Below are 12387 nucleotides of genomic sequence, written 5' to 3'. Positions count from 1 at the left end.
ATTGAATGTTAGATAATTCTTATCCAATTCTCTGCAAACTTCCATGTTCATTTACAGTGTAAATTTACGCTTTTTCGAGAGAGCTCTTCGACACGTTTCTTTCGAACTGCAAATCGATAACCTTGGAAAGATTGAAAGCGATCAGAACTTGAGGTGATGACCTGTTCTTCAGAAAGTCCCACCTTTTTTATCATGGTAAGTACACTAGAGAGGTTGCCAATGTCTATGGCGAAATGCGCATCAGACCCTGTTGTAACAAACGCGCCCTTTTCTTTCGCCAATGCTGCAATGGACAAACAGTATGGCTCGCTCCCTTTACGAGAGCCATTCAATGAAGAATTATTGAGCTCAATGGCAACACCGTGTTTAGCTGCTGCTGTGACGACAGCTTCTGCATCTATTGGATAGTTTGGGTTACCTGGATGAGCAATAGCATCAATCAGTTGAGTTTCCATCGCACCAATCATCGCTTGCGTATGTGCTTCTTCAGTTTGGGCACGAAAAACCGCTTCATGTAAGCTGGCATTAACCCACTCCATACTGGCGTACACGTAAGCCGGCATATCTAGATCGCCATTAGAATTCATGATGTTTGCCTCAACACCGCGAACAATACGGACACCGCTGAGAAAGTCGGGGATCACACGTTGGTTAACGAAGTGCCAATGATGAGGTGCCCCTGGCATGGTGCTGGCGTGGTCAGTCACACAGAGATAGCTTAGACCAGCAGATTTTGCCTGCACTGCATTCTCCATAATTGTGCTGTAAGCATGACCACTGGCAACAGTGTGAGTGTGGGTATCAGCGACAAGTTTCATTGCATATCCTTATTTGGGCAACTGCTGGCGAGTCCAATCACGCATTGCGGCTTCTGTGTCTTTACGTCCGCGAAAGCCGTATTTCACAGAGACAGTCGACCATGACTGGCGTTGAAGAAGTCGGGCGATCATTAACGAACACATTTCATCTACTGCATTCTGTGTACTTTTTGTGGCAAGCCAATGAATAAACCACTGCCATAAGCTTCCAGTGACTAAATCGTATCCCAGGTTGCCTTGAGCAAAAAGGCTGACCTGATGAAGTGCAGCGGGAGAAGGAGCGATAGCCGCGTTCGAGTCAGTTAACAGCTCGGCGACCAATTCAGTTTCCATGTCAAAAAACTGTTCTGCTAACTGGTAATTCAAGTTGAGATAGAGCAACGCTTGTAGAGAATCAAACCAATCAGGTTTCCGTTGAATTGCTTTACCCAGCTGAAGTGAGTAAGTACCACTAGCAGCATCCCGTTGAACCCCTAAGCGCAAAGGCAGGTACCCCAACGAAGACCAGAATCGCCAAAGTTCACTGTTTGCACCGAAGCTGGTTCCTACTACGTTAATATTTTCTAGATCGGCCACTGTTTCCAATGCTCTGACTAATTGCCTCCCAATACCTTTTTTACGAAATGCTGGCAACACTGCGATACGGACAATCCTAAGTAGGGGATCAGCCAACACAGCGTCGTTACCCGTATGAGCGGCAAGGCTCTGGGCAAGAAGATGACCTTTAATACGGCGCTTTCCTTCAACGACTGCCTCAGCTAGCTCGCGCTCGAAGCCACCTTCTTTCGATGCCAATAGCGCCCCAACCAAAACTTCACCACAATATGCGCCGAGTAAGCGAAGTCCTTGCCCATCTAAAAGCTGCACTAAATCATTGGGAGATGTTTGATAATGCGCCGTTACCAAAAGAGAAAACAGCTGCGTTAGCACAACTTCGTCATTGGGGAGTGTTTTTGGGTCAATAGCCTTTATGGTGATAGCGGCGTCAGAGGTTACAGGTGTTGAAGGCTCGGCATCGAATAAAAAGGCGCTAAACAGCCAAGCTTCCAAAGGATCACTATCGGCCCAGCGCACGGGCTCAGTCAGACTGACTTCGCGCCAGCCTTTAGCCTCTTCATTAAGCATGGCTCGGAATCGGGTACTGAAGGCGCGCCCTGTTCCTTCATAGCCGTGCTCGGTAGACGAAAATACAACCCTGCTGTAGACCCTAAGCACTTTCGACAACATTGCAAGGGGAATCGCTGCCGCTTCGTCAACAAGGAGAAGGTCAAAAGAAGGTTCATCCCTCAACAAAGCATCAGGCGCTACAAAGAAGAGCTCGCTACCATTATCTGCTGTTAGCGAAAGACGCCCTTTCTTTGATAAAACGCCCCTGGCCGCAGCATGAGTAAATAAGGTTTCAACATTCGAAAAGCGTGGAGAAGTCACGGCAATCTTTTTGTTAGATTGGCACATCAATTCAGCAGCAGCAATGCCCATGGCAGATGACTTTCCGCGGCCTCGGTCTGCGACAAGAAGAACAGGACGACGACGGTGACCGCTCAACACTCTCTTAATCGCTTCAATGGCAGATTGTTGGGATTGGGTTGTACCAGCTTCCCTATCAATCCGTTCTCCTCTCACTTCAATCACGTCCATCGTCGGCAAAGACGATTCACCGTGCTGACGAATAAACGCCGCTGCCGAGTGCTGTCCAAAGCGAAGGAAGCGCTGATAGAAACGGCTTTCCTGGCGTCTGTTTTCGTCCACAATCAGAACAAGTAAGGCACCGCCTTTAATACAACCAGCCGCTGCGCAGAGCTTATCGACGTCCAAGCCTGTTCGAAGGTCTAGCGCCAATGACCCGGATTCCTTCCCGAGTAATTGACGGGCTTTGTTCCATGGGAGAACGTTATCACCCTCCAGCTCATCACTTATGACTGATTCAACGTCGGTGGCAGAAATCATGCTCTTTAAAAAAGCATCGTCACCGGAAACAAAAACGGGATATCGAACAAAGCCTAATCTAGCCTTGTCTTTCAGTGTCTGTAGCAATTCAAGAGGGTACGTAATCACAGTCTTTTCGTCTATCAATGAGTACCTAACAATGATAACGGAAATACGATCGTGGAGAGAGACTTAAAATATCGGCGATCTAAGTAGGCATAAAAAAAACGCGCCGAGTGGCGCGTTTTAAGTGGTCAGATCAAGCTAATATGGATTTTATAAATGCCAGAATGGCATCCGCATCTTCATCGTTGAGTTTCTTAAGATTAATCGAAATAGCATCGCCTTTGCGGCGGTAGCTAGCGCGACCTTTAATCAAATCAATAGAGGGAGCCTCAGGTTTTGTCACCTTAGGTTTGAGTGAATCACACCATTGCTCAAGAACCAGTGTCACTTCACGGGTAATACGACTAACACCAGTGGCATCAACGGTTTGCCAAATTGGACTCCCTTCGAACTTCGCATCCAGGGCCACTTTCTCGTCATCCGTCAAAGAGAAGTAAAGCTTGTGCAACTTAACGATCGTTGGACGACCCAGCTCAGCAACGCTTGGATAAGCTTGCAACAGTGACAAAGGAAGCGCTGCCGCTTTCAAAGCACCACTCACCAAAGCTTCGCTGCACTGACACACCTTTGCCAATTCTTTTTGATCAAGCACATCTCCACGATCTAGCATGGCTTGCATCTCTTTGCCGCGCTCATATAGCGACAAAGGTTTGTGCGCATTCGCCACATCCGAAAGAAATTTTGCGTGCTTACTGTTGATGCCTTTAGCGACATAAATCAGGAAGTCCTGCTTGGCAATGATACAAGACATACGACGGCGGCTACCGTCCAGCACTTCAATCTTATCGCCTTCCAGCCAACGACCGACAGCAGGATATTGCTGACCGCGATCTTTCAATGTGGTGAGAATATCTTGTAGGGCGAGTTCATTGAGGAAAGATTGCTCACGGGCATTTTCCGAGAACACGGATGTGCGTTTAGCGACATCCCCTGCTGCCACGCGCACCAGTTCAAATTCCACAATGGCTTCACCGGCAACAGAAAGTTCGATCACCGCTGCTTTATCAGAAGCGGCTTTCTGCGCTTCCTGTGCGGAGGTAGCACGACGTTTATCCGCTTTACCAAACAGACGCGCATTCAGTTCTGACGTTTTAATGGCCATTTATCACTCCTGATTTCGCTGTGACCAATGACTGTGAAGCACCCGCTCCAGCTCCAGCCCGGCACGATGAACCGCTTCCTGCGCCGTTGATAAGGTCTTTTTACCGCCTTCAAAGTCTTGGGCAGTGAGATCAAATACTGTGCTGTAAGTATCGGCACAGGTTTCAAATGCACGGCTACGTGGAATCGTCGCCATCATCACCTGATCACCAAGCAGATAGTTCATTTCTGTGAGCACCGAGACCTGCTTCTTGTTGTCATCTTCAAACATAGTAGGCACCAGGCGGACAAACTCAAGACCCGGCCAATCCTCGGGGAACATTTCGTACACAGTTGGCAAATGCTGGAAGAAGTTAACGGTAGAAGCCCAGTCCAGACGCTTTGCTGCACATGGGATCAGCAGCGCATTTGAGGCATACATAGCATTCCAGACCAGCGGGTCAATATGTGGACCAGTATCAATCATGATGACGTCAAACTCATCAGCAATGACATCGATCACTTTCTCTTTCAGCAATTGAACAATATCCAGAGAGCCATTGGTAGCTAGGCTTTGCCAAGCTTCGGCATTAAACATGGCATCTTCAGGGAAAGCCGCGATGGTTTTCAGGTTAGGGTACTGCGTCGGAAGCAGCACGTTCTTCATCATGAATTCTTTATCTGGTGTCTGTGGCGTATTGTCTAACATCACATCAACCGCAGAATAGATGCCTTCCTGCTCGGTAATACTGATTTGAGGGTTCAGGAAAAGACGAAGCGAACCTTGTGGGTCCAGGTCAATCAGACAGATGCGGTAGCGCTTTTCAAGGTTCAGCGCCATGCACGCAGCCATATGAACGGCACTCATTGACTTACCGGTACCACCCTTCTGGTTTTGGATGTTGATAACCCAAGGTTTATAGCCCGCGCCCTTGCCTTCATGGAAAGCAGGGATTTTAGCGGCTTCCATGATCTGATGAGCTTCATCCAGTGTGATGGAGTAGTGGTTAGCGTTATTTTTAGTGAACTGATGGCCAGACTCTTCCATACGGCCGATGGCTTCATCCAATTTACGACGTGTCAAACCTGAACGTGTTTCCATCAATGCTTTTGACATCGGTGGGAACAGTTGATCGTGACGCTCCTCCATCACGATTTCAATACGGTCTGCTTGAACCTGCTTGGTTTGCTCTGCAATAGTTTGCAGGTTTTCTATTGTCTTTTCCCTATTCATTTTTCTTTTCGCCATAAAAGAGAATTAAACAAATTGTACAGCAAAATACGTCACGCACAATAAATAGCTGAACATACTGCAAAATAATTAAGATCTTGCTCACTTTATGTCAAGATGATGAAAAATCGCACAAATAAATTGTGACTTATGACAGGCCTGAACATTCAGATTTTAAGTGTTACAGTGTCACCTTTTTACAATGTAAACTAGAAATAAAAAGCAAAAGAAGAGAAAAACACCGGAACGCTGAAAAGAGACGTCCAAATTACGGCAGGTGTTATTTCAACATTAGTGTTCATAGATTTCAGATTGAATACTTCATACTGGGCAATAGAGTCACGCTATCTCATCTCTTCTTGATCATCGTTTCGGAAGCATGATCAAGTTGAAGACGGAAACGTTATTGGAAAGATGTAAATCTTCTCGTCATCCTTGATCATGCTTTCTACCGCAAACCACTGATTAGGAAAAATGATCAAGGTGAAAAACAGAGGAATAATTCGCCAAATAGCAGGATGATTGGATCATCATTTTTCGAAAAGATGATCAAGTAACAGCCAGTGTATTGATCATAAGGAGGAAGCACCGGAACGATGACAACATAGCGCCAAATTACGGCTGATGCCTTTTCAATACTGGCGTTGTCCAAAAAATCAATGACGTTAAGCCTTAAATGGAAAGCATCAGGGCGCAACCCACTCTCATTCAAAATGCACAAACACTCACTTGATCATCGTTTCGATTACCGGACACATATATAGGAACGGCTAAAATACGTCTAGTGTCAGTTCAACTGAACAGATACCCAGTATGTTTGGTGCTCAGCATACGTGTGGAAGGCCAAGAACAGCACGGAAAAATATTGAAAAGGCACTTCCCTGATCATCTTTCCAAGAAGAAATGCGGAGTTTAGAGGCTAAAAGCGTTGTGTTATCGAAGGACGCGATAAAACGACTGTGGATAAGTTGTGAAAGTACCATGATCATGCTTTTGAGGGTTCGATGATCACGTTTTCAGTGTTCTGATGATCATCGTTTCGGCCTTATAATGATCATGCTTTCAATACATTATTGATCATCTTTCCATGCTTGCCCTGATCATCGTTTCGGATCGAGTTAAAATTAATATATTATAAAACAGACAGTTAAACCACTCACTCCGTTCGGATCATAAGATCAACTAATCAATAAGATCTATTTAAATCAAAAAGATCAGTTTAAAAGGCTCAACAAAAAGATCTTTCTTTCTTTGATTTTTTCTTTTAATCTTTTCGGAAAGATGGCGTAATTACGGACATCTGTATTCTTATAACACTTTGGCTTAACAAGGAGCTGTGGCGAATGGCCTCAAGTCCCTCTGAAAAAATCCTGATCACAGCCCCTCGATCTCACAAAGACGGGCATTTGTTTGAAGTACATGCCCAACTGGTTGACTGGCTTCCTCAGTATGAACACTTCAGAGGCGTCACTAAAAGTATACTTGAGTTACTAAACCTTATCTCTCTACGTGGCTTCTCTTCAAAAGACGGTTTAGTTTCCACAACCGAACTTGTTGAAGCAACTGACGGACAACTGACACGGGCCGCTATCCAGCAGCGTTTACGTGCCGCGGTTCAAATAGGCCTGTTCACGCAACAGGGTGTTCGGTTTGAAGAGGGCTTGGCGGGTAAAACTATGCTCCACCGATTTGTGAACCCGAGCCAGCTGATTTCCGTTTTGGGCTCCGCAGGACTGCAATCCGAGAAAACCAAAGTGATCGCCAAGCAAAAGCGTTCTAAGGCATTGGCACAAAACCACGTGAACAAGCAGTTACTGCATGAGCATGGTTTAGGAACGCCTCCAATGATGCCAGATGAAAAGGATCAGATCTTGATTTCCCCCACCAGCTGGGCAGGCATCATTGACCAGGCTTTGGCACCACCACGCACCAAAAAAAGCTATCAGAAGTCCATGGTGGCGATAAGTGGTACTAAGGCGATCATCGAAACGCGATCTTCCAAGTCGATCATGACGGTAGATGATCTGATGACGCTGTTTGCATTATTCACGCTGACAGTGCAGTACCATGATCATCATCTGCCAAATTATGAATTACAGACCCAGAAAGTGGGTAACAAAACCCCCGTTTACATCACGGATATCTTGTCTTTGCGCGGTAAAAAAGACAGTGGGCCGGCGCGTGATTCCATTCGTGAAAGTATCGATCGTATCGAGTTTACCGATTTTCAACTGCATGAACTGACTGGCCGTTGGCTGAGTGAGAACATGCCAGAAGGCTTCAAGAGTGATCGCTTCCGTTTTATCGCTCGCACGATCACAGCATCGGAAGAAGCGCCAAGAGAAGGGGAAGATGGTGAGATCCGCATCAAACCCAACCTCTACATCATGGTTTGGGAGCCTTCTTTCTTTGAAGAACTGATGACCCGGGATTACTTTTTCTTATTCCCGCCTGAGATCTTGCGTCAGCATACGCTGGTATTCCAGCTTTACAGCCTCTTCAGAAGCCGTATGTCGCGTCGATTAGAAGATTCCATGACATTGAGCGATCTGAACCAGAAAATGGCGAGAAACATCGAATGGCGCCGTTTTTCGAGTGATCTGATCCGAGAGCTTCGCAAGATGGCGAAGAAGGAAACGGTAGCAGATGGCGTATTTGCCGTTAATCTCTACGGTTATCACCTCACACTCTATCGCCTGGATGACGACAAGAAGCACCCGGACTATCGCATTGACATCAAGTGTAACGTCGATGAAGTGATCCGTTTCTCGCGTGCCAAAACTTACAATGAAGGTAAACGATCTCTCGCACCAACCATGCCTAACCCGTTGCGTAATGAGATCTTGCCTAAGCAGGACCTTGATCAGCTTTCCGAGATTATTGACGGGGAGTTCGAACCAATTCAGCGTAAGGAAAAGCGTGGCGGTCGTTTGGGACGTCGTGTGAAGCTGCGTAAGCACTTGGTAGAAATCAATGCCGATGAACTGACGATCACCTTATCCAAGTACACATCACAGGAAGCAATGCAGCGCGGGATAACGGCTTTATCAGCCATGACAGGTCATCCGGCCGCGACGATCGCGGAAGAATGCCAGTCTTACATGGATAAGCTGGACTATTTACGCGTAGATGGCGAAATCCTCTCATATGAGACACTCAGTAAAACGATCGAGTTTTACAACAGCCAACAAGATGACAAGCACCTATCGATCGAGCGCCTGATCTCTGGCCTGGCGGTTCGCCGCAAGGTTTGTCGTCAAGTTTATGACGGTCATTTAGACAGCACTGTGCTTGCGGTTTTGGACGAAGTTGCATCCGGTGTATAGAAAAACTCACTCTATATTGACAAAATTCTGACATGCCAAGCCCAGATATCTACTAGGATTATTTACGAATAGATACCTTTGTCCTATTGGCATCTGGGTTCGCCCGATGCATTGATTTGCTAACCCTTTGACGAGCCTCCCGGCTCGTTTTTTTTGTCCAGCATTTCGGCAGTGTTCAGGAATGCACGCACAGTCACATTTCCAGATGTTGCAAATATGTAATCGCGGTGATAGCGTTTAAATATCAGCCGCAGATATCGGCTTGCCGCCCACGATGGCAAAGCTAACGCAATATCTACTTCCTTAAATACTTCTAAGAAATTGGTTGTCACCCTGAAGGGATGCGGGCTACGAGTGGGCCGTCGCGTGCGTATTTTCACCGATCAACGATCCTAAGGGACACAGTGACATCCATGATTCTGACTGACTCAGACATCAAAGCTTTCAAGCGACAGGCGAAATCACAAAAACGTCAGCTTCATTGTTCTCATATGCAGGCGCTGGATGTGGTTGCGCGTAAGCATGGTTTTGATAACTGGCATCAGGTCCTGAAAATTGCCGAGCGGTCTGCGCAAGCCCTTTTGCAGGGTGATACTTCGACGACACAGCGCGTATTGCTTGATAACTCACTGTACACTTCTGTTCCCGTTGGATGGTTGATTGGCAGAAAATCCTACCCAGATTTTTCTTCGACCAATGACGCCGCGCCTTCTGCTAAACCAAATGAATTAGAAGTGCCGACCTCTCGCTGGCAGGGAGAAAAACACGGGTAATACCGGGGTGACATGACAGGGAGTTATCCATGAAACGTGCTATCTTCGGAGCCGTTGTTGCTTCAAGCTTGCTAAGTGTTAGTGCTTACGCAGAAACCATTTCCATTTCCTGTGGCGCTGTCGGACAGGAACTGGAGCTTTGCCAGGAAGGTGTTTCCGCATGGGAGAAGGAAACTGGCCACACGGTAAAAATTGTTACTACCCCCAACTCTACCACTGAACGTTTGGCACTTTACCAGCAACTGCTTGCCGCCGGTGCTAAAGACATCGATGTGTTTCAGATTGATGTTATCTGGCCGGGTATCCTTGGCAATCACTTTATCGATTTGAAAGAGTATTCTAACGGTGCTGAGGAGGCGCACTTCCCGTCGATCGTTTCCAATAACACAGTGAAAGATCGACTGGTGGCTATGCCATGGTTCACCGATGCAGGCGTGCTTTACTACCGTTCTGATCTTCTCGAAAAATATGGTGAGCAGCCACCGATAACCTGGGAGCAGCTCACGTCGACTGCTGAAAAAATCCAGAAAGGCGAGCGGGAAGCCGGCAACGACAAAATGTGGGGCTTCGTTTGGCAGGGCCGTGCTTATGAAGGCCTGACCTGCGATGCTCTGGAATGGGTCGCCTCCTATAACGGCGGCACCATCGTTGATGAAAACGGCAAGATCACCATTAATAATGACAACGCCAAGAAAGCGCTAACCACAGCGGCTGGCTGGGTTGACACCATTTCTCCTCCGGGCGTACTGAACTATGGTGAAGAAGAAGCGCGCGGCGTATTCCAGACCGGAAATGCGGTCTTCATGCGTAACTGGCCGTATGCCTGGTCGCTAGGTAACAGCGAAGATTCGCCGGTGAAGGGGAAAATCGGTGTTGTAGCCTTGCCTAAAGGTGGGGAAGATGGCAGCCATGCCGGTACCCTTGGCGGCTGGCAACTTGCGGTGTCAAAGTATTCTGAACACCCCGAGCTTGCAGCAGATCTCGTGATGCACTTGACCTCCTTTGAAGAGCAGAAACGCCGCGCAATCAAAGGCTCTTATAACCCTACGATTGAAGCCTTGTACGAAGACAAAGAGGTGCTTACTGCCGTTCCTTTCTTTGGCAGTCTCTACAATACCTTTGCTAATGGTACGCCGCGTCCATCAACGGCAACCGGTGCCAAGTACAATCAGGTTTCTAACGCCTTCTGGAACGCAACACATAGCGTGCTCTCCGGCAACAAAGATGCGGATGCTGCGCTGACCAAGCTCAACAAAGATCTTAAGCGCATCAGTCGCAACGGTCGTTGGTAAGTGTTGATCTGGCTGTCATGCTCCCTAAGCGCCTGACAGCCGCTTCCAGAGGAAAAATGTATGGAACAGACCAGCGCACTCACGCGTAAGCGCGTTCGCGCCGCCTGGTGGTTTCTGACGCCAATGATGATCACTCTTGCCATGGTGGCAGGGTGGCCGTTACTGAGAACATTCTGGTTCAGTATGACCAATGCCACTTTGGATGGCAGTGGGGTAGCGGAATTCATTGGCTTCGATAACTACTTTATCTACGAAGACGGCGAATTTTACGGCATCTTGTTTGATCCCACCTGGTGGCAGGCGGTGTGGAATACCCTGTATTTCACCATCGTGTCTGTGAGCCTGGAGACAGTATTCGGGATCGTGGTCGCTCTGGTGCTCAATACCAAGTTCAAAGGACAAGGATTGGTCCGTGCAGCGGTACTAGTACCGTGGGCGATCCCAACGATTGTCTCTGCCAAAATGTGGGGCTGGATGCTTCACGATCAGTTCGGGATCATCAATGACTTTCTGATGACCTTGGGGTTGATTGCTGCGCCACTTGCCTGGACGGCGGATTCTGATCTCTCGCTCAACGTGGTGATCGCGGTAGACGTTTGGAAGACCACACCGTTTATGGCCCTGCTGGTGCTGGCTGCTTTGCAGATGCTGCCTTCTGATTGCTACGAAGCAGCCAAGATTGACGGTATCCATCCGGTCAAAGTCTTCTTCAAAGTCACTCTGCCACTCATTATGCCTGCGGTTATGGTTGCTGTGGTTTTCCGTGCCCTTGATGCGCTGAGGGTGTTCGACCTTATCTATGTGCTCACACCTTCCAACGAAGCCACCATGTCGATGTCTGTGTACGCAAGACAGAACCTCGTAGACTTTCAGGACGTCGGTTACGGCTCAGCAGCGTCTACGCTACTGTTCCTGATCGTCGCGCTCTGTACCATTGCCTATCTCTACGTTGGGCGAAAAAGCATGAACGAGGGTAACTGATATGTCCAAGAAATGGTATTTGCAGGTAGGCTTCTACCTCTTGGTTGCTGTGATTGTGGTGTTTTCGGTGTTCCCGTTTTATTACGCCATTGTCACCTCGTTCAAATCGGGTTCGGCATTGTTTCAGGTGGAGTATTTGCCTTCATCGTTTGACTGGAGCAATTACGCCTCGGTGTTTTCCGGCGGCGTGTTTGAACGCAATCTCTTGAACTCTGTGCTGGTGTCGACCGTGGTGGTGGCCATTTCACTGCTGCTGGGTGTGACGGCGTCCTATGCGCTAGGACGGATCCGCTTCCGCGGTCGCAATATCGTGCTGCTGACAATCCTTGGGGTGTCGATGTTCCCACAGGTGGCGGTACTTTCCGGCCTGTTTGAGCTCATTCGCGCGTTTGGGCTTTATAACTCCATGCCGGGTCTGGCGCTCGCCTACATGATCTTCACGCTGCCGTTTACGGTTTGGGTACTCACCACCTTCATGCAGCAACTCCCTCTTGAACTGGAAGAAGCTGCGATTGTGGATGGTGCAACCCCATGGCAGATCATCACCAAAGTGCTGATGCCGCTGCTATGGCCTGCTCTGGTGACCACTGGTCTGCTGGCGTTCATCGCCGCGTGGAACGAGTTCCTCTTTGCCCTGACTTTCACCCTGACCAATGAACAACGCACGGTTCCTGTGGCGATCGCACTGATTTCCGGTGCCGGTCAATACGAACTGCCGTGGGGCACCATCATGGCGGCTTCCGTCATTGTGACTGTGCCGCTCATCGTTATGGTGCTGGTCTTCCAACGTCGAATCGTCTCCGGCCTCACTGCCGGTGCAGTTAAGGGATAATC

9 protein-coding genes are annotated in these 12387 nt (G+C 48.1%); 5 read left to right on the top strand and 4 right to left on the bottom strand.

The window, feature by feature from the left end:
* Positions 1-47: 47 nt before the first annotated feature.
* From K6Q96_RS24705 to K6Q96_RS24690, 4 genes are all read right to left on the bottom strand, one after another.
* On the bottom strand, positions 48-818 hold the full coding sequence (locus tag K6Q96_RS24705) for a phosphatase (RefSeq protein WP_251881149.1): 771 nt from the start codon (positions 816-818) through the stop codon (positions 48-50).
* A 9-nt stretch (positions 819-827) separates the two neighbouring features.
* The gene (locus tag K6Q96_RS24700; protein ID WP_251881147.1) at positions 828-2873 is read right to left on the bottom strand and encodes a GNAT family N-acetyltransferase; all 2046 of its coding nucleotides are present in this window, start codon (positions 2871-2873) and stop codon (positions 828-830) included.
* A gap of 130 nt (positions 2874-3003) precedes the next feature.
* Positions 3004-3972 (bottom strand): ParB/RepB/Spo0J family partition protein, encoded by a 969-nt coding sequence (locus tag K6Q96_RS24695; protein ID WP_251881144.1) that lies wholly within the window; start codon positions 3970-3972, stop codon positions 3004-3006.
* Positions 3973-3975: 3 nt separating this feature from the next.
* Positions 3976-5184, bottom strand: coding sequence for an AAA family ATPase (locus K6Q96_RS24690; protein ID WP_002542587.1), 1209 nt, complete (start codon positions 5182-5184; stop codon positions 3976-3978).
* Positions 5185-6524: 1340 nt separating this feature from the next.
* Here K6Q96_RS24690 and K6Q96_RS24685 point away from each other — a divergent pair.
* From K6Q96_RS24685 to K6Q96_RS24665, 5 genes are all read left to right on the top strand, one after another.
* The gene (locus K6Q96_RS24685; protein WP_251881142.1) at positions 6525-8507 is read left to right on the top strand and encodes a replication initiator protein RctB domain-containing protein; all 1983 of its coding nucleotides are present in this window, start codon (positions 6525-6527) and stop codon (positions 8505-8507) included.
* Between the two features lie 413 nt (positions 8508-8920).
* Entirely contained in the window at positions 8921-9280 is a 360-nt protein-coding gene (locus tag K6Q96_RS24680; RefSeq protein WP_251882386.1) for a hypothetical protein, read from the top strand.
* Positions 9281-9309: 29 nt separating this feature from the next.
* Complete coding sequence (locus K6Q96_RS24675) at positions 9310-10572, top strand: ABC transporter substrate-binding protein (protein WP_251881140.1); 1263 nt, start codon at positions 9310-9312, stop codon at positions 10570-10572.
* 60 nt (positions 10573-10632) lie between these two features.
* Positions 10633-11553: a carbohydrate ABC transporter permease gene (locus K6Q96_RS24670; RefSeq protein ID WP_251881138.1), complete on the top strand. Its 921-nt coding sequence runs from the start codon at positions 10633-10635 to the stop codon at positions 11551-11553.
* Position 11554: 1 nt separating this feature from the next.
* On the top strand, positions 11555-12385 hold the full coding sequence (locus K6Q96_RS24665; RefSeq protein WP_002542581.1) for a carbohydrate ABC transporter permease: 831 nt from the start codon (positions 11555-11557) through the stop codon (positions 12383-12385).
* Positions 12386-12387: the final 2 nt, after the last annotated feature.

Source organism: Grimontia kaedaensis, assembly GCF_023746615.1.
In the GTDB taxonomy this organism is placed as follows: domain Bacteria; phylum Pseudomonadota; class Gammaproteobacteria; order Enterobacterales; family Vibrionaceae; genus Enterovibrio; species Enterovibrio kaedaensis.
Note: the sequence above shows the minus strand (reverse complement) of the source record. Positions and strands in the feature narration are given on the sequence as shown.

Excerpts from the sequence above, each read along its gene's own strand:
- K6Q96_RS24705 (WP_251881149.1), bottom strand. The coding sequence starts at position 818 with ATGAAACTTGTCGCTGATACCCACACTCACACTGTTGCCAGTGGTCAT.
- K6Q96_RS24695 (WP_251881144.1), bottom strand. The coding sequence starts at position 3,972 with ATGGCCATTAAAACGTCAGAACTGAATGCGCGTCTGTTTGGTAAAGCG.
- K6Q96_RS24690 (WP_002542587.1), bottom strand. The coding sequence starts at position 5,184 with ATGAATAGGGAAAAGACAATAGAAAACCTGCAAACTATTGCAGAGCAA.
- K6Q96_RS24685 (WP_251881142.1), top strand. The coding sequence starts at position 6,525 with ATGGCCTCAAGTCCCTCTGAAAAAATCCTGATCACAGCCCCTCGATCT.
- K6Q96_RS24680 (WP_251882386.1), top strand. The coding sequence starts at position 8,921 with ATGATTCTGACTGACTCAGACATCAAAGCTTTCAAGCGACAGGCGAAA.
- K6Q96_RS24675 (WP_251881140.1), top strand. The coding sequence starts at position 9,310 with ATGAAACGTGCTATCTTCGGAGCCGTTGTTGCTTCAAGCTTGCTAAGT.
- K6Q96_RS24670 (WP_251881138.1), top strand. The coding sequence starts at position 10,633 with ATGGAACAGACCAGCGCACTCACGCGTAAGCGCGTTCGCGCCGCCTGG.
- K6Q96_RS24665 (WP_002542581.1), top strand. The coding sequence starts at position 11,555 with ATGTCCAAGAAATGGTATTTGCAGGTAGGCTTCTACCTCTTGGTTGCT.